Source organism: Segatella copri (assembly GCF_019249765.2).
GTDB lineage: Bacteria > Bacteroidota > Bacteroidia > Bacteroidales > Bacteroidaceae > Prevotella > Prevotella copri_K.
The window spans coordinates 12,249-28,878 of the sequence record NZ_CP152485.1 but is presented as its reverse complement, the minus strand read 5'-3'; the positions used below and the strand labels follow the sequence as shown (position 1 = coordinate 28,878).

Below are 16,630 nucleotides of genomic sequence, written 5' to 3'. Positions count from 1 at the left end.
ACTACTCATTAGCCTCCGAGTTTTCAGTAAATTGATAGATATAGAACTGATTCACCATCTTTTCAAATGATTTCCCAATCGTGGATTGTTTGCGAAGTTCTTCCAATATTTTTTGCCATGTAATCGTTTGGTCAAAAGTCCTAAAAGCAATCTTGTCAGAACATTCGGGATGATTAATGAGCCATTGCTCTAAGATACAATCAAATCTAGTAACCCAATTTTTCTGTATCTTGTCAATCAGCCCAAACGTCACGTCAATGTCTTGGCTGCGATCTAAAAAAAAGAAATTCTCTTCGTTCATCATATCAATAACCGACTGAGCTGGAAATGAGGTTACAGGATTAGCTGACATCATTATCACATATAGTAAAGATGTTTTTTTTCGTATTTCTTTCAGAATGTCTATCCCTTTGGTAGGTAAACCACTAAAGTTCCAGTCAAGAAATACAATCATCCTACTATTTATGTTTTCTAGAACAAAATCTAAGCCCTCTTGCGGATTCTTAAAGACATGACTATAATCAGCATTTTTATAATGCTTTCTGATATTCTGAACGATAGGTTCATTTACGTCTAGATTATCATCAATAAATACTACTTTGAAATCCATACTTTAATGTTTAAAGGGTATAACAATTTTTACCGTAGTCCCAATCTCACCAAATTCACTGTCCTCAATAGACACAGTTCCCTTCAAAGATTCTACTCTGGTCTTAACAATGTATAAGCCAACACCAGCCCCGCCTTTATCTTGAGTGGTAGTATAGTATAGGGCAAATACTTGCTCTCTGCGTTCTACAGGGATTCCAACCCCAGTATCCGAAACCTTAATGACAAGATTATTGGAGAGTGCTTCATAGGACACCTTTAGGATCTTGGTTTTGGCATTTGCCATTGCCTTAATCGAATTGTCAATCAGATTTTGAAGGATGTCTCTAAAGAACTGCTTATTAATTGTCAACTTGAGTTGAACAGGGAAAGAACTATCAACCTTGATGTTTTCTTGATTAAATATATGGCTGTAGTCATTCAAAATTTCTTCGAAAATCTCCTTTAAAACAATTTCTTCAGGATTCAGATTGGACTGCGAGTAACTCAGCATAAAGTCAATCACCCGGTTCAGCACCTTGTATTTTTGGAACATTTCTTTTGCGTATAATTTGAAAAGTTCTTCTTCTTCTGGATCAGGGTAATAACGATAGAAAAATTCAATTCTATCCTTCATCTGATTTAAAGTGGTACGAACGGCATGTGCAATCTGTATGGCATAGTCTTGCAGTGACATGATGCTCATATAGATATTCTCTTTACGCGTAAAGTCCTCTTCTACCTTCTTCTGTTCCTTGATTGCATTTTTTACTGACTGCCCAGTCTTTTTTGCTTGTTTGATAAGAATATCAACCGTGGGCTTTAAACTGGAGTTCTGCTGTGCAAAGTCGGAAATCGTAGTGATGAATTGGTTTATATTTTCAGATGCAGAATTTAGCTCAGTAGAAACTTCTTCTTTCTGTTTCTTACGCATGGTCTCTTTATAGGCTTGTAATGCATTTAGCTGAAGTACGATAAAGTCCTTGAATTTACGATAAGCCTCATTATCAACAAAATCTTGTCTGTTGGTAGCATCAATAATATTTGGGTTTCCATCACGAGTCAATTCGATGGAGCCAAGAAATTCACGCGTACTTATTCTGTTGAAAATATCTTGCCACACACGCTTGTCAATTCCTAAGATATCTCTTTTTTTATCTTGATCCTTGTTTGCCTCGGCAAATGGTGTGGTGATGATGCCATCTCTATAGACTTTGAAACCATCTATCGAATCGTTGGGGTATGCTTTGCGATATTTGGCACGAGCAGGTCCATCAAAGAAATATACTCTCATTTTGATTCCACCAAAGTCTTTATCTATGGGTATATTTCGAGATTTAAAAGAACTACTTTTTTTATCAAAAAATATACTTTCCTGAGTGTTGTTCTTTTCGTTAAAATCGATTGTAAATGAAGCTGTCGCTATATCTGTCTCCTCAATTGTATGAATTGCATTTTGATTGATTCCGAATTCATCGGCTACCACACGAACTTGAAATTCATCATTTTTATTAACAAAAGGAGATCTGATCTTCGATATCTGACGAATGAGTTGTTCTATTTCGCTTTTGGTCCAATACTCTCTGATAGCCGAGATAACCAACTTTGTACCCGATTCTGAGAGTTTGTCTGCGGGAGAATATTGGTAATCGTTTTCAATATCAGTAAACAGCAGTATGTCATTGGTATCATTATGTTCGTAGAAAGACCAATCAATTACAACATTCAGCCATTCCTTTTCACCCGCTGTTTTGGTAATAATGCGAGTCTTGTCACCTAGCTTATCAACAGCAAACCGTCCAATTCCTTTTTCGCCTACGCATCTTCGGTGAAAAGGTTCTGGAGAATAGGGATTTTTACGTTTAGATGACGTTCCAATAACCATCCATTTGTCCCTGATATCTTCAAAAGACATGCCACAGCCATCGTCGATAATTTCTATGACAGCATTTTGTTTGTCAGCCCCCACATTTGTGAATCGAACAGTAACCTGACATGCATTGGCATCATAGCAATTTTTCACCAATTCGAATAGAGCCGTGACTCTATCTGTAATGAGCTCACGACCTATCAAGCGAAAAGTCGAAACATCAAATCGCCATTTTAAGGTTTGATTTTTATCTTTCATTTGGCGTATTTCTAATATGTTGAATAATACTTTCTGCAATTACTTCCCCAAGTCTGGGAGGTACAGCATTCCCGATGTATCTAGAGGCTACACCAATAGATATTGAATCCTCGTTGTCAAAGAAGGCATAAGAACGAGGGAAGGTTTGCAACAGTGCCGCTTCTCTAACAGAAATAGCCCTATCTTGGTCGGGATGACCGAATCTTCCATTTCCCAAACCCGTACATTGCGTGGTCATGGTAGGACTAGGCTTGTCCCATCGCATTCTTCCATATACACTACCAAAACTTTTTCCACCCTTTCTTTTATGACATTCCAAAACCAGCTCTGATGGCCAGTCTTTCCAACTACCTCCTGCTGGAGTCGCCTTGATGCGCTGCAAATTCTTTTCTGATAGGAAACAACATCTGTGTAGGGAGTCAGTGGAGCTAGCCTCGCCAGCTTTTAAAGGAGGCAAGTTTCCAATAGTATCTCGTACTGTTTTATAATTATCGGGGGTACAAGTTTCCTTAATCAAATCTATAGGACCTAGCCGAGATGCCAATAAAACCAACCTCTTTCGCGTCTGAGGAATACCATAATCTGGGCAATATACTACATGATACGAAACGTTATATTTTGCTTCTTTTAGCGTATGTACAAAATCGCCAAAAACATCTTTCTCATTAAAAGTAAGAAGGGATGGTACATTTTCCATTGTTATAATATCTGGCTGAACTTCCTTCACCAATCTACCGAATTCGTATAGTAAATCATACTTATTCGGATCTTTCTCTTTGTTTTTGAATGCATAAGAAGAAAACGGCTGACATGGTGCACAACCAGCCAACACCTTGATGGATTTCTTTGAATAGTATTTGTTTATATCTATTCCATGAACCTCCTTGATATCCTTATAATTGAATTTGGCTTCGTTGTTAGTTTCATATGCATATTTACAAGTTGCATCTAAATCAAATCCAGCAAGAATGGAAAAGCCCTTAGATTTCATTCCAAAACTCAACCCACCAATACCACAAAACAAATCAACCACCTCTATTTTTGGCAGTTTTCCTCTTCGTTTATGTGATTTAATTTCTTTCATTGTTCGTAATTAAATTAATGACTCCACTTTAAAAAGTGTGTTAAATTTGAATTAAATATATGCCTTGGAAAGTTTTTACGCTATCCTTGGCGTTAACTAACTTTGGCGGCAAGTTGGCAAACGACCAGTTTATACAGCGTCAAAAATGCCTCTTATTGCCTAAATATAGTCCCAAAGTTGGGCGATTCGGTCTTTGAACTATTTTGTTGCCATCTGGAGTAAATCACCGTTAGAACGTAACTACTGATTTTCAGTAGTTAGCACATCCAATAATTTTTCAAAAAAAGCATATTATTAATTGGTATTGCCAAAGCTGCCATTTAGGCAGCCTTGACATTCACCTTTTTGTTCGAGTTATAATTACATGGGATTAGGGACATGAAAACCATTTTCAGCTACATATCCTTCACTTTTTGCCATGGCTTCGCCGTCGTCCCCTGCAATAGTGGACGTAACCTGTGAGTGTATATTTGTCTCTTTCATCATGCGAATCAAGTTCGTTTTTTGATGACGTTCATCTGAATCTCGATATAAGAGACACAGAATCTCCTTGCAAAAATACGAAAATTGTTGGAAACTAGCAAATTATGCGTGTTAAAAAATTAATATCATTCTACGAAAATCAACATTATTTTACTATTCTTTTCGTACATAATTTCCTAAGTCGTTGATTGAACGAAAGTTTTCGGTTTTTCTGTATCTCTCATGTAAAGATTCTGGAAAAATGGTTCATTTTGGTTCATTTTACAAAATCCCTCTTTTTATTCTTTTTTGTGGCTTATAGGGCTGCCAGTATTTTGGCGTTGGCATCATCTACTTCTGAGCTTTTGATGGAATTGAGATAGATTTGCGTGGTGGTTTCTCCATCTTTCGTTTGGTTGCAACCTTTGTGATGATGACAGATACACCTGATAATCATCCCGTCCTTCCTTGTTGATAAAGGCTTTTTTCTACCTCTCCGTCTCTCCTGCAAGGAAAGACTTTTTTCGAAAACCTACCCGTCCTTCCTTACCCTTAAGGAAGGCTCCACCTCTCATCTCGGTCTTCTCTCCTCAGGCGAGAAGAAGGAAACCGCCCTACTCGGTGCTCAGAACCGCTACGCTATAAGGTTGACGGGGCATCAAAGCCCTCGCCAAATTGTGCGGGATGGGACCGCCTGGGTATAACTTGCTATAATTTGCTATAAACTTGCTATAGCTTGCAGGTTGGGGGTGCATAGGAACAGCTTGCAGATTGAGACCACCATTTTTGTTCCTCATTGCAGTATCGCTCTGCACTGGTCGTCGCTCGAATGAGGAATATTATTTCCTGACTTTGACAAAATGTGTACCTATAAAATAACATATCCTAATTTTCAGGCATTTAGCAAAAATAATCTCTGTAAATGGGTGACGCAACGACTATTTTTTGTATCTTTGCACCATGTTTGTACGTAAGAAGAAGCACCGCAGTGGGCATATCGGAGTGCTTGTGGTGGACAAGAGCAATGGCAAGTTCCGTGAAATCAAGAGTTTCGGTGTTGCGAAGACAGATGCCGAAGCGGATGCTCTGTGCCTAGAAGCGAACAAATGGATAAGAACTTATGGTGGACAGCAAGAGATTAACTTCACAGAACCAGACATCAAGCAAAACGAAGAGGAAGAGACAGAACGAGTACTGTCTAACATAGACTCCCTGCTTCTAAATGGACACCAAATTATCCTAAACCAAGTATATGACAGCATAGGTTTCAACCAAATTCAAGATTCCATACTTCGCCATTTGGTTATCGCTCGCATCTCTCAACCCATGAGCAAACACGCAACAGTAGATTACCTGAAGTCATACTTTGATGAAGATGTCGAGTTGTATAAGCTTTATCGCTACATGGACAAGTTGTACTATACCCAAAAAGAAGAGGTACAACGCATCAGTGTAGAGCACACCAAGCGCATACTCGGTGGACATGTAGGTCTGATGTTCTATGATGTGACCACACTGTATTTTGAGACCAGTAGAACAGATGTGCTGCGAGAGTCTGGTTTTTCAAAGGATGGCAAGACATCAGAGTCGCAGATAGTGCTAGGCCTCTTGGTCAGCCGTGATGGCTATCCTCTGTCGTATTGTATTTTCAATGGAAGCCAATACGAGGGATACACCATGCTACCTATCATAGATGATTTCATACAACGCTTCTTTCTGGACGATTTTGTAGTGGTGGCTGATGCAGGGCTCATGAGTAAGCGCAATGTAAAGTTACTGGAGGATGCAGGATACAAATATATAATAGGTGCTCGTATTCATACAGAGTCTGAGCAGATAAAAGAATGGATCTTGCAGCAAGACAAGATGCCTGGAAAATTTCACGAATACAGATATGGTGACAATGCAAGATTGATCCTCGGCTATTCCGAAGAACGAGCAAAGAAGGATGCACATAATCGTGATAAGGGAGTGGCAAGGCTCAAGAAGGCATATGCAAATGGAAAAATCACAAAAGCCTCCGTAAATAAGCGTGGCTATAATAAATTCTTGGAAATCAGCAAAGACATAGATGTAGTTATCAGCGAAGACAAAATCAAGGAAGATTCACAGTGGGATGGCTTGAAAGGTTATATAACCAATACTTCCATCACACCAAAGGAAGTTGTCGAACAATACCACGGTCTATGGGTCGTGGAACGAGCCTTTCGTGTAACCAAAGGGAACTTGGAGGCACGCCCCATCTTTCATTTCACAGAGAAAAGAATAGAGGCACATATCTGCATATGCTTCATTGCATACAAGGTGTATAAAGAACTGGAGCGTATCTTAAAAATTGCCAAGATAAACAAAAGTGTAGATTCAGTTTTGAAAATTGCTAAGACCATAGCTACTATCAGAATCAACATGCCGAATAATGGGAAGGTCAGGCAAGAAACATTGCTGCTGACTCCTGCCCAACACTCTATCAAGCCCTTGTTTGATGTTCAAAAGATACTAGACGGGGGCAAAAGTGACGATTCTGCCCCCGAAAAATAGAAAAATCCAAGATGGGTGACGCATAGTCAAAGTCAGGATTGAGACCACCATTTTTGTTCCTCATTGCAGTATCGCTCTGCACTGGTCGTCGCTCGAATGAGGAATATTATTTTTATTCTACTTTTGAGAGGATTACCTCAGGAGAGGTACCCATCAGGGTTATGGCGGAAATCTTATGACCGCCATTGGCATTTAATGAATGGCCACAATGATAGAGGCTGTCATCTATGATAAGCCAGCGGTCATGGGACTCGTTTTTCCATTTTCGGATGTCTATATGATTGTTGGGGAAGGGTTAGCGATGAAACATAGCCATCTATGATGATTACTCGATTATTGGCAGAACGAACCAGGTTCTCTAAAGCAACTCTTGCTGTATAGAAATCACCTTCGAAGAAGACCATCTCTGCAGGAGGGGTCGAAGTCCGAATAAAGAAATCAAGCTGCTGTTGCTGCTTGGCCTGGGTATCCTCAATATGGGTCATACGCTTGTCCATATTCTCCTGTAAGGCTATCAAGTGACGATTCACGGAATAACCTTGGAGAAGATATTGGCGTAAAACAGATGTAGCCCAAATACGGAATTTTGTACCTTGTACGGACTTTACCCTATAACCTACAGATATTATAACATCTAAATTATAATAATCAACTTGATATGTTTTGCCGTCTGAGGCAGTGTAGGCAAATTTTGCCCAAACTGATTCTGCTTCCTTATCTACTTTTTTCTCTTCTATGGTCATAACGTAAGTTTTTTTCGACTCCCCTGTCCCCCTCTTGCGAAGAGGGGGTCCTTAACCCACTCCCAAGCCCTCGCCCTTTCCAAAAGGGCAAGGGATGTAACCGCCCTCCGGTGCTCAGAACCGCTACGCTATAAGGTTGGCGGGGCATCAAAGCCCTCGCCATATTGTGCGGGATGGGACCGCCTTCCTATTATCTTGCTAAAGGTGCTGGGTACTACCCCTATTTTAAAACAACATTAGCTTGCAATAAGTCACAAAGAGAGCGTAACGTTTTTAATGTATAAGGACGAATCGTCAAGTCATCACAGATTAACTTCTTATCCTTATCCAAGAAAAACATACCACAATGATCATTAAGACCTGCTTTAACAGGATATATTCTTAATCTATCATGTAAGTTTGCTAAATAACTTGGAGTAAAAAGAGCATAACCCACATAATGGCTTTCTGTCTTTTTAAAAACATACTTACCTTTTTTATTCAAATGCTTTTGGTCTATAAAAGACAGCCTGGACAATGAGACATAAGACTCTACTTCACCATTCGTAAAACGTCGAAGATTAAATGCCGCAAAATTCAACTGATGGGTATTTTCATCATAAAAGGCTGGAGAAGACAACAATCGAGCAATCTCCTCCAAATCTTTCAATACTGGTTTCTCAAATGTTATATCACATTCCATTAGGCTATGTTCTTTAAGACTTCCAAAAATTTAGGGAGTTCCGAAAGTGGGAGGATGCCCTCTTTCTCTATCTCTCCATAATTGACATCATACACTATCCTATCACTAAGAATAGATAAACAGGCGTCTCCTTTGGAGGTCTTCCATTGCATTAATATATAGCCATTGGTATTTGGGAATATTGCTAATCCTTGAAGTAACGATTCGCTACAACATGCAACAACCTTCTGAGAATAATCACATGCTTCTGATGATATGGAAGGGGAACCCGCATAATCCCAATTTGCCGGCAAATCTCGAAGTTCAAGAATTCGCTTCTCAAGTCGTTGTCTTAACGAAAGACTTGGTTTCTTTTTCAAGTGTTGCTTCAATAATCGTAAAGCTTCTGCCATAGCATCAGTCACACTGATGTTATTCTGCTCTGCTATCGTTGCATAGCCTTGATATAATGTATTATCGAGTACCAATGTTGCCATAATCGAAATATTCTAAATTATTGGCTGCAAATATAAGGGTTTTCTGTGAAACTACCAAATTTTTGGAGGAGTTTTTGATTCTTGCTCTAATCTCCCACAGATTTGGCTTTACTTCCCGCTGGTCAGTGGGTCCGGTGGACAAATCTCCCTTCGGCCGCCGATTTTCAATTCACGGATTTGCACAGATACTCTCGTTGCAGCAACGGTTCTCACTAAGCTTCGCAGCAATAGATATTTCTCTGCATGCGAATTACGCATTGATTTTACTGAACACGAATTGCACGAATTACACGAATATGTTGCTTAGTCTCGAAAGATTCGGGAGATTCGTGTTCAAAAATCAACACTCAATATTATTTCTTAGTCGCTCACGGATCTCACGGATCTCACGGATTTTTTTCGTTGCAAGCAACGATTCGTATATCACCAAGACTGCGTCTCTACTATATTATAAGTAGTTACACCTATCAGTTTTTTGAAAAATGTTATATTTGTTCCCCATTGCAGTATCGCTCTGCACTTGTCGTCGCTCGAATGGGGGAGTTTATTCTTTCTAATGTCCCACAGATTTCGCTGAATACACAGATTTTTAAGATTTATCAAACGATTCCAAATCTCTTCTTTTCCTTATTAGTAAGAGTTTCGGTTGTTTTAAGTACCTCAAAGATGCCTTGGAGATCTTGGGAGGTCAAAGTTCCAAAATACTCTCCTTCCATCAATTTCTTTAATGGGATAGAAAAGAGCATGCCACAATCAACAAAACTATCATACTTCAAGAATTCAGGATAATCTGTTTGATGAAGAAGATATTGGGCTGAAAGAAAAGAATCGGAATAAGCTGCCTTAGGACTCATTTTTGTATTAACCAATACTGAACCATAACATACTTTTTTCACTTTATCTACTCCGATAATTACTAACTTCTTTGGTTTCTGCTTTCTTCCATCCTTGAAGACCAAGCCTTCTTCTATTGAAATAACTGTTCGTACCAATGAACCTATTTCTAATTTATCTTCGGTAACCTTACGAAGATTATCAAGATAGGATTTCTGCAACTCCCTTAAATCCATGATAATGCTTTTTGAACTGATTGGCGGTCACGAATTACGCATAGCATGTCTTTGCTTGCTCCTGCCGCAGCTGCCATATCATACATGGTTATCTTGGAGTCCTCACCTGTCTTGTCAGCCTGACGTTTTGCACGTTTCCACGCTCTGTCTTCATGTGACTTGTCAGATAGGTCAAAGGATTCTACATCCTTGCACTTTTCAATCCATTTATCCAACATCTTCACATCAGCTACAGATAGTTCATCCATATCGCATTCCGCATTCTTGGAAGCTAGAACAAGTTGATGACCATCCTGAGAGATGGCTATATTCAATGAATCTGCAAAATCCTTTAATTCTGGCGTAGAAAGGTCTGCCTTGCCTTCAATACCACGCAACACCTTATAGGTTAAAGCAGGTACAGGACCATGCTTTCTTGCAACAAAGGTATCGTAAATGATTGGCAATCCATATTCCTTTAACTGATCTTGCTGCGCAAAATACATAACCTTAAAGAGATGAATATAATCAACTCCTTCTGGGAATGCTTTCAGAATGTAAAGCACTACTGCCTTTATTTTCAAAATCTGATCTATTGTCTTCATTATTGTATCTCCTTTTTTAGGTGCAAAAATAAGGGTTTTCTGTGAAACTACCAAATTTTTGGGGTGTTTTTTCAACTCCGCCCAATTACTTGTGGAAATCTACGGCGATATCGAATGGTGAAGCGAAATCTTTCAGCATTGCATGCTTCGTAATAAGCAGCTAAGCACTATAACATTTTTCGACTCCCCTGTCCCCCTCTTGCGAAGAGGGGGTCCTTAACCCACTCCCAAGCCCTCGCCCTTTCCAAAAGGGCAAGGGATGTAACCGCCCTCCGGTGCTCAGAACCGCTACGCTCTAAGGTTGGCGGGGCATCAAAGCCCTCGCCAGGTTGTGCGGGATGGGACCGCCAGGCTATTACTTGCTGATGAAGAACGCCTGGCTAATGTTCGGGTTTCAACATAAACATATTAACAGTATTGTTGAATTCTGACACGTAATCTACAAAATGCGGATTATCTTTTCTTAGAATCATTGCTGCGTAATTATCTACTCCTTCCAAGTCTTGGATATTAGCAACCATAATGACATATTGTTCTTTGTCATTAGCATAAGCAAACCAAGAATCAAACAGGCGATTTCGCATAGCTTGCTTTCTATCGCCCGTTTCACATATATAAAGGAGAGCAAACTCGTTTGTCTCAAAGAAATTGTCTATGATAGCAATTACGGTATCTCGCACCTTCATATCACGAGGTGAACGTTGCTTATTCACATTCGTGATATTAAACATGTATGCCTCGCCATGCTCCAGCAAGTCATCAAGATCAAAGCTAATAGCAATCTCAACGCTATAATCTGTTACGAAACGGTAAGTATTTGGATTTACCATCATAACATCATACGGTGAAGAGGCATTGATTGTTTTCAAAGAAAGCTGTTTCATGTCACCAAACATTTACAAACTTTGGCTCTTCTCCTGTACGAGCTAAATAATCCTGACGGAGCATCTGCTCTAACTCTGCCATACGCTTTCTTTTTCTTTCCTTTGATGCCATGAATCTTTTCATCGCAGCATCACGCTTCTCCCAAAATTCTTTATTCAATGTATCCATATTAACCTCCAAATTTTATTTTTTTGTGCAAATATAAGGGTTTTCTTTGAAACTACCAAATTTTCGGAGGTGTTTCTACTTCATGTCCTAATCTCACGCTGATTTTATTCCCATAGCTATGTGTTGTAAGCATCACTTAATACAAGCTAAAGGAACCTTTGCTCTTCTTTTTGCGGGATGGGACCGCTGGGCTGTTATGGGGATCAGCTTGCAATTATATTGCTGAAAGTGGGTGCATGGAGAGGGTATCCTCATTGTTGCCATAAAACTTTCTATCTCGGTCTTCTTTCTTGATTATTCCTTATCTTTTTTTATCTCGTCAGCAGGTTTCTCCACCAATTTTTGCTCAGCCTGGCTGGCAGTGGGCGCAATGAGATTGTTGCCGCCATGAATATTGAAGATAGCATGGGGATCCTGGCACTCCTTGATTTGATCGATGAGGCCATGATACTCCTTGGACATCATCTTGCGTAGCAGACATTGCACTCGGGAGACGTCGGCAAAGTGATTCTCATTCATGAACTCCTGTGCCTTCTGTATCATGTACAAATTTTTATCCTCCATACTAAACTAACCATCTAGAATCAATAAAAGCCAATTTTCAGCAGCAATTGACCATAATCAGCAAGTTTTGCGAGTTGAAAATCCTATAGTTGTACGACTGTAAAGCTACAGTTGTACGACTATACATGCTATAGTTGTACAACTCTGGAGTTATAGTCGTACAACTATAGGGGTCATAGTCGTACGACTATAGATTTTCAAGAGACCAAGTATATTTTCCAATTTTTATACGCTGCTGATTATCAGTAACTTATCAAGCCTCAACATAATTTCAATTCTACAAAACGAATTTGGATTCATTGAAAATTCTGAAATTATGGAGTGCGTAAAAGTGCCTTTTGTCAGTATTTTTCCTCACGCTACTTCATTGGTGATCATTTCCACTTATACCAGGCTTCATTGATATACTTGCGGATATTACTGATGCCTGTAGTAACCTGAGGAGCCAAGGGCTGTAAGACCTCAATGAACTCCTGCTTCACCATAATATCTTGGTCAACCTTTACATCTGTATCATTCACCATATCCATCACCACCTGAGCCAATTCCTTGGCATTGTTGCATGCAGAGAGCTTGGCTACATATTCTGCTAATGCTTCCACATTATTAATATATAAGGAGAGGCGGGTTGTTTCGGGTGAGAGAACAGGCTCTTGACTTGTGGTCTTCGCCTTCATCATCTCCTCTATGTACTTGTCGCCATAAAAGTTTTGCTCAGCCTTGATAGCATTGGGCAGAATCTGGTTGTTACCGCCAGAGATATTAAAGACGATATTTGCCTTATTATTATCTTCCATTGCTATGATTTTTATTAAAGGTGAACGTATCGTGAATGAGCAGTAAACAGAGGGTGAACGTCAGTGAAGGCATTTGTTTTCGCCTCCGAAATGTTGTATCTTCGCAACGTCAATCAGAACAAACGGGATTGCTCATCTCTTTGGACTGACGATGACTGAACTTTAGTATTAATCTTTTAAATGTTTTAATTATGAGTAAAAGCTACAAAGTTGCAAAGAAGACCATTAACATGGGTGAGAAGAAGGGTCAGACACTCTTTTCTGTTAGACCTTACAGTTACGGAACCTTGACCACCGAGGAAGTTGCTGACCAAATCGCTGTGGAGTCTACAGCTACTCCTGCAGACGTAAAGGCGGTGCTCGACCGCTATGCTTACTACGTGAAGGAGAACCTGAAGAAGGGTTACGACATCGAGTTGCTTGGATTCGGCAAGCTCTTCATCCGCTTCATTACCGGCAAAGCTGTAGAAGATGAGAGTAAGGCGAACGCTAAACTCGTCAAGAGTCTTGTTCCTGCCTTCCGTCCTTCTTTCACCAAGTTGCAGAATGGTACTCGTCTCTACAACCTGATTCCTGATTCCATCGAACTCGTCAAGTACGGTGAAGAGAAGAAGGATAAGACTACTGGTGGTGAAACCACTGGCGGTGAGACCACTGGCGGCGGTTCCGGCACCGAGGCTGGCGGAACAGGTTCCGACAATGGTGACGGATTGGAATAGTCTCCAACTCTGGCAGTGCCTTACCTCTCTGAAAGGGAGGCACTGCTAAACTCTGATTACTTATTGTTTCATTTAAATTTTATTGATTATGAAAATGTTTCGTTCTAACTCTGAATCAAATCCAAACAAGATTTCCTGGACTCAAATCGTGAATGCCATCGTACAGGCGCTGATTGCTGCTCTCACGGCACTGGGAGTAAGCTCGTGCGCCTTATAGGAATGTTGAATGTTGAATGTTGAGTGTTGAGTGTTGAGTGTTGAATGTTGAATTATTCCTATGACGAAAGATACATTTCCAATGAACATTGGCGGGGGGAAGGTACGCTCTGAGCGCATGCTCCTCGCCAAAATGGAGAACGGCAAGAACATGATGTCTGCCGACTCTGTGAGATTTCTGGTACTGCATTGCTCGGCTAGCCGATGCAATCAGGACTATAGTGTGGAACAGCTGCGCCGTGACCATAAGGCTCGTGGGTTTTATGACATCGGCTACCACTTCTACATCCGTAAGGATGGTACGATGACGCAGCACCGTAAGCTGCTGGAGGTGGGGGCTCATGCCAGACCTTATAATAGATGCTCTATCGGCATCTGCTATGAGGGAGGGCTCGATGAGCAAGGCAAGCCTTGCAACACCATGACCACTGAGCAGGAAACGAGACTCATTGATCTTTTCAGGAATCTGAAGATTCTCTTTCCGAAAGCGAAGATTGTGGGCCATCGGGACTTGCCTGGGACTACTCCCAAAGAGTGTCCGTGTCTGGATGCTGGAAGCTGGGCTGCCCGACACCGCCTTGATTAACTCTTATAACTCCTTTTGGCTGGCATTGCTAGCTAAAGGAGTTTATCATGATACGTCTTTCCAAAGTGCGTCGGATCTGTTGCTATAAAACCATTTTCAGCTACATATCCTTCACTTTTTGCCATGGCTTCGCCGTCGTCTCCTGCAACAGTGGACGTAACCTGTGAGTGTATATTTGTCTCTTTCATCATACGAATCAAGTTCGTTTTTTGATGTCGTTCATCTGAATCTCGATTTAAGAGACACAGAATCTCCTTGCAAAAGGACGAAAATTGTTGGAAACTAGCAAATTATGCGTGTTAAAAAATTAATATCATTCTACGAAAATCAACATTATTTTACTATTCTTTTCGTACATAATTTCCTAAGTCGTTGATTGAACGAAACTTTTCGGTTTTTCTGTATCTCTCATGTAAAGATTCAGGAAAAATGGTTCATTTTGGTTCATTTTACAAAATCCCTCTTTTTATTCTTTTTTGCAGCTTATAGGGCAGCCAGTATCTTGGCGTTGGCATCATCTACTTTATTATATATGTCATTTGCGGTGGCTTTGTCTGTCCATTAGGAACTCTCCGAGCACTTAAAGCTCAGTCGCCGCACCTTGCAGGAATACCGCAAGCCGATAATTGATGGGAAAATCAGAGATGACAGATACACCTGATACAATTGCCTCTAAACGAACAAAGGGGAACAACCAGTCTTTGGTCGTTCCCCTTTGTTCGTTGTATTCATTCTGATTACATCACATGATTGTCAAAATGGCTTTGCATGCAAATCATCCCGTCCTTCCTTGTTGATAAAGCGAGCTGCACTCGGCAATTTGAAAGCGAGCTTTCATTACACTCACTGGCATCGCTTTTTCCCATTAAAGAAGGTATTTTTCGAATCCCTCCGTCTCCCTTTCCAAAGGGAGCTCCACATCCTAACCAAGCCTTCCCTTCTCAGAAAGGAAGGATGTAACCGCCCTCCGGTGCTCGGAACCGCTACGCTCTAAGGTTGGCGGACCATCAAAGGTCTTCGCCATATTGTGCGGGATGGGACCGCCTGGCTGTTATGGGGATCAGCTTGCAATTATATTGTTGAAAGTGAGTGCATGGAGAGGGCTTACAGATTGAGACCACCATTTTTGTTCCTCATTGCAGTATCGCTCTGCACTTGTCGCCACTCGAATGAGGAATATTATTTTTTATTCTACTTTTGAGAGGATTACTTCTGGAGAGGTACCCATCAGGGTTATGGCGGAAATCTTATGACCGCCATTGACCATATGTTCCAAAATGGAACAAAAGAGCAATGCCCTATTTGCTAAAACCATCAAGCACGTCTTGCTTGATTCTCTTAGCAACATCCAATTGTTCTTCGCGAACCATTATATGAATATACATATCGTTACCACAAGCATCAATGCAAATTGGTAAATCAACAACATTCATATCTAATAACCCTTGAAGCTTTTGAAACAAACTTGTAAAAAGTCTGTTACGATAATACTGTACCGAAAAGCCTTCTGCCTTTTTACGAGCATTCATCGGAACATCGGCTATATCATCGCATACATAATACAATATCGCATTGTCATGAGACCTGAAGAAGCTATAAATTTGATTAGAGATAAGTGATAAATCCCGAATCCCTGTCACATGTTTATAACTACCTACTCTGTTGAGATATATTCCCCATACCTCAACATCAGACTTTTCTAAGGCGGAATTTATTTCGGATGACAAAAATCTCGCTCCATCATTCAGAATTCGCACGATATATATATCACCCGTTTTGCTTGTAAATCTATATTCAAATGCATCCATTACATAGCAATATCACAAACCTCGCATCCTCGTTTTGCCATATCTTGCAGCTGAGCTGCCTTATATGCCTTCATACGCTTCACCCACTCTGCTACCTTTGGGGAATCGCTTTTAATAACTAATGTTTCTTTTATTTCTATCATTGTATAACCTCCTATAATAAAGACTGCTGCAAAGATACTACTTTCTGACGTAAACACCAAGGAATTAAGAGAAAAAATGCATTTATTAACCTATACTTGGCTTAGGGCTAAACATTACAACACACAAAATGATTCTGCTTCCTTACCGGTTCTGCGGCGATAGTCATCACGCATTCGCTTTTCCATTTGTGCTGATTTTTCTACCTCTCCGTCTCTCCTGCAAGGAGAGCTCCACCTCTAACCAAGCCTTCTCAATAGTCTTTACGACCCCTTCGGTTCCCCTTATAGGGGACAGAAACCTCAGGAGGAAGGATATAACCGCCCTACTCGGTGCTCAGAACCGCTACGCTCTAAGGTTGGCGGGGCATCAAAGCCCTCGCCATGGTTGT

Annotated in this window: 20 protein-coding genes; 4 read left to right on the top strand and 16 right to left on the bottom strand. The window is 40.5% G+C overall.

Translation table 11 applies throughout. From position 1 onward, the window contains the following. Position 1: 1 nt before the first annotated feature. The 4 genes from KUA46_RS16370 to KUA46_RS16355 all read right to left on the bottom strand — a co-directional run bounded on the left by KUA46_RS16370 (position 2) and on the right by KUA46_RS16355 (position 4,719). Complete coding sequence (locus KUA46_RS16370; protein WP_200758680.1) at positions 2-610, bottom strand: hypothetical protein; 609 nt, start codon at positions 608-610, stop codon at positions 2-4. A gap of 3 nt (positions 611-613) precedes the next feature. Continuing rightward, complete coding sequence (locus KUA46_RS16365; RefSeq protein ID WP_218487704.1) at positions 614-2,716, bottom strand: ATP-binding protein; 2,103 nt, start codon at positions 2,714-2,716, stop codon at positions 614-616. Then, positions 2,706-3,800, bottom strand: a complete 1,095-nt coding sequence (locus KUA46_RS16360) for a DNA cytosine methyltransferase (protein ID WP_200758677.1) — start codon at positions 3,798-3,800, stop codon at positions 2,706-2,708. Before KUA46_RS16360 ends, KUA46_RS16365 begins: the two co-directional genes overlap by 11 nt. A 778-nt stretch (positions 3,801-4,578) precedes the next feature. Further along, entirely contained in the window at positions 4,579-4,719 is a 141-nt protein-coding gene (locus KUA46_RS16355; RefSeq protein WP_218487705.1) for a hypothetical protein, read from the bottom strand. A 503-nt stretch (positions 4,720-5,222) separates the two neighbouring features. On the opposite strand from KUA46_RS16355, the gene KUA46_RS16350 reads away from it, so the two are divergent. After that, complete coding sequence (locus KUA46_RS16350; RefSeq protein WP_218487981.1) at positions 5,223-6,800, top strand: IS1634 family transposase; 1,578 nt, start codon at positions 5,223-5,225, stop codon at positions 6,798-6,800. Positions 6,801-7,042: 242 nt separating this feature from the next. On the opposite strand, the gene rhuM is transcribed toward KUA46_RS16350, so the two are convergent. The 9 genes from rhuM to KUA46_RS16305 form a co-directional block, all read right to left on the bottom strand. Then, a complete protein-coding gene (gene rhuM, locus KUA46_RS16345; protein ID WP_218487798.1) occupies positions 7,043-7,543 on the bottom strand; it encodes a RhuM family protein in 501 nt (166 codons plus the stop codon). 220 nt (positions 7,544-7,763) lie between these two features. Then, entirely contained in the window at positions 7,764-8,225 is a 462-nt protein-coding gene (locus KUA46_RS16340) for a hypothetical protein (RefSeq protein WP_119229822.1), read from the bottom strand. Beyond that, positions 8,225-8,701: a hypothetical protein gene (locus KUA46_RS16335; RefSeq protein WP_006847522.1), complete on the bottom strand. Its 477-nt coding sequence runs from the start codon at positions 8,699-8,701 to the stop codon at positions 8,225-8,227. The genes KUA46_RS16340 and KUA46_RS16335 overlap by 1 nt, the downstream gene beginning before the upstream one ends. A 599-nt stretch (positions 8,702-9,300) precedes the next feature. After that, on the bottom strand, positions 9,301-9,771 hold the full coding sequence (locus KUA46_RS16330) for a hypothetical protein (protein WP_153081443.1): 471 nt from the start codon (positions 9,769-9,771) through the stop codon (positions 9,301-9,303). Continuing rightward, positions 9,762-10,355, bottom strand: coding sequence for a Panacea domain-containing protein (locus KUA46_RS16325; protein WP_153092573.1), 594 nt, complete (start codon positions 10,353-10,355; stop codon positions 9,762-9,764). The genes KUA46_RS16330 and KUA46_RS16325 overlap by 10 nt, the downstream gene beginning before the upstream one ends. 380 nt (positions 10,356-10,735) lie before the next feature. Continuing rightward, positions 10,736-11,239: a DUF6169 family protein gene (locus tag KUA46_RS16320; protein ID WP_194256958.1), complete on the bottom strand. Its 504-nt coding sequence runs from the start codon at positions 11,237-11,239 to the stop codon at positions 10,736-10,738. A 1-nt stretch (position 11,240) separates the two neighbouring features. Continuing rightward, a complete protein-coding gene (locus KUA46_RS16315; RefSeq protein WP_153117795.1) occupies positions 11,241-11,408 on the bottom strand; it encodes an ABC transporter ATP-binding protein in 168 nt (55 codons plus the stop codon). Positions 11,409-11,702: 294 nt separating this feature from the next. Beyond that, positions 11,703-11,951: a transcription-repair coupling factor gene (locus KUA46_RS16310; protein ID WP_228114886.1), complete on the bottom strand. Its 249-nt coding sequence runs from the start codon at positions 11,949-11,951 to the stop codon at positions 11,703-11,705. 395 nt (positions 11,952-12,346) lie between these two features. Next, positions 12,347-12,769, bottom strand: a complete 423-nt coding sequence (locus KUA46_RS16305) for a hypothetical protein (RefSeq protein ID WP_218487799.1) — start codon at positions 12,767-12,769, stop codon at positions 12,347-12,349. 191 nt (positions 12,770-12,960) lie between these two features. Here KUA46_RS16305 and KUA46_RS16300 point away from each other — a divergent pair, with 191 nt between their 5' ends. The 3 genes from KUA46_RS16300 (at position 12,961) to KUA46_RS16290 (ending at position 14,290) form a co-directional block, all read left to right on the top strand. Beyond that, the gene (locus tag KUA46_RS16300) at positions 12,961-13,488 is read left to right on the top strand and encodes an HU family DNA-binding protein (protein WP_218487800.1); all 528 of its coding nucleotides are present in this window, start codon (positions 12,961-12,963) and stop codon (positions 13,486-13,488) included. 88 nt (positions 13,489-13,576) lie between these two features. Then, positions 13,577-13,705 (top strand): smalltalk protein, encoded by a 129-nt coding sequence (locus KUA46_RS16295; protein WP_006847514.1) that lies wholly within the window; start codon positions 13,577-13,579, stop codon positions 13,703-13,705. Between the two features lie 60 nt (positions 13,706-13,765). Beyond that, positions 13,766-14,290 carry an N-acetylmuramoyl-L-alanine amidase gene (locus KUA46_RS16290; RefSeq protein ID WP_218487801.1) on the top strand — a complete coding sequence of 175 codons (525 nt, stop codon included), beginning with the start codon at positions 13,766-13,768 and terminating at the stop codon, positions 14,288-14,290. A 32-nt stretch (positions 14,291-14,322) separates the two neighbouring features. Here the strand turns inward: KUA46_RS16290 and KUA46_RS16285 are convergent, their stop codons facing one another. From KUA46_RS16285 to KUA46_RS16275, 3 genes are all read right to left on the bottom strand, one after another. After that, complete coding sequence (locus KUA46_RS16285; RefSeq protein WP_218487802.1) at positions 14,323-14,481, bottom strand: hypothetical protein; 159 nt, start codon at positions 14,479-14,481, stop codon at positions 14,323-14,325. Between the two features lie 1,107 nt (positions 14,482-15,588). Beyond that, complete coding sequence (locus KUA46_RS16280) at positions 15,589-16,098, bottom strand: hypothetical protein (RefSeq protein WP_218487803.1); 510 nt, start codon at positions 16,096-16,098, stop codon at positions 15,589-15,591. After that, a complete protein-coding gene (locus KUA46_RS16275; RefSeq protein WP_153137442.1) occupies positions 16,098-16,241 on the bottom strand; it encodes a hypothetical protein in 144 nt (47 codons plus the stop codon). The genes KUA46_RS16280 and KUA46_RS16275 overlap by 1 nt, the downstream gene beginning before the upstream one ends. Positions 16,242-16,630: the final 389 nt, after the last annotated feature.

Bases quoted from the DNA above. Each gene is read 5' to 3' on its own strand.
- KUA46_RS16370 (WP_200758680.1), bottom strand. From the start codon at position 610: ATGGATTTCAAAGTAGTATTTATTGATGATAATCTAGACGTAAATGAA.
- KUA46_RS16365 (WP_218487704.1), bottom strand. From the start codon at position 2,716: ATGAAAGATAAAAATCAAACCTTAAAATGGCGATTTGATGTTTCGACT.
- KUA46_RS16360 (WP_200758677.1), bottom strand. From the start codon at position 3,800: ATGAAAGAAATTAAATCACATAAACGAAGAGGAAAACTGCCAAAAATA.
- KUA46_RS16355 (WP_218487705.1), bottom strand. From the start codon at position 4,719: ATGATTATCAGGTGTATCTGTCATCATCACAAAGGTTGCAACCAAACG.
- KUA46_RS16350 (WP_218487981.1), top strand. From the start codon at position 5,223: ATGTTTGTACGTAAGAAGAAGCACCGCAGTGGGCATATCGGAGTGCTT.
- rhuM (WP_218487798.1), bottom strand. From the start codon at position 7,543: ATGACCATAGAAGAGAAAAAAGTAGATAAGGAAGCAGAATCAGTTTGG.
- KUA46_RS16340 (WP_119229822.1), bottom strand. From the start codon at position 8,225: ATGGAATGTGATATAACATTTGAGAAACCAGTATTGAAAGATTTGGAG.
- KUA46_RS16335 (WP_006847522.1), bottom strand. From the start codon at position 8,701: ATGGCAACATTGGTACTCGATAATACATTATATCAAGGCTATGCAACG.
- KUA46_RS16330 (WP_153081443.1), bottom strand. From the start codon at position 9,771: ATGGATTTAAGGGAGTTGCAGAAATCCTATCTTGATAATCTTCGTAAG.
- KUA46_RS16325 (WP_153092573.1), bottom strand. From the start codon at position 10,355: ATGAAGACAATAGATCAGATTTTGAAAATAAAGGCAGTAGTGCTTTAC.
- KUA46_RS16320 (WP_194256958.1), bottom strand. From the start codon at position 11,239: ATGAAACAGCTTTCTTTGAAAACAATCAATGCCTCTTCACCGTATGAT.
- KUA46_RS16315 (WP_153117795.1), bottom strand. From the start codon at position 11,408: ATGGATACATTGAATAAAGAATTTTGGGAGAAGCGTGATGCTGCGATG.
- KUA46_RS16310 (WP_228114886.1), bottom strand. From the start codon at position 11,951: ATGATACAGAAGGCACAGGAGTTCATGAATGAGAATCACTTTGCCGAC.
- KUA46_RS16305 (WP_218487799.1), bottom strand. From the start codon at position 12,769: ATGGAAGATAATAATAAGGCAAATATCGTCTTTAATATCTCTGGCGGT.
- KUA46_RS16300 (WP_218487800.1), top strand. From the start codon at position 12,961: ATGAGTAAAAGCTACAAAGTTGCAAAGAAGACCATTAACATGGGTGAG.
- KUA46_RS16295 (WP_006847514.1), top strand. From the start codon at position 13,577: ATGAAAATGTTTCGTTCTAACTCTGAATCAAATCCAAACAAGATTTCC.
- KUA46_RS16290 (WP_218487801.1), top strand. From the start codon at position 13,766: ATGACGAAAGATACATTTCCAATGAACATTGGCGGGGGGAAGGTACGC.
- KUA46_RS16285 (WP_218487802.1), bottom strand. From the start codon at position 14,481: ATGATGAAAGAGACAAATATACACTCACAGGTTACGTCCACTGTTGCA.
- KUA46_RS16280 (WP_218487803.1), bottom strand. From the start codon at position 16,098: ATGGATGCATTTGAATATAGATTTACAAGCAAAACGGGTGATATATAT.
- KUA46_RS16275 (WP_153137442.1), bottom strand. From the start codon at position 16,241: ATGATAGAAATAAAAGAAACATTAGTTATTAAAAGCGATTCCCCAAAG.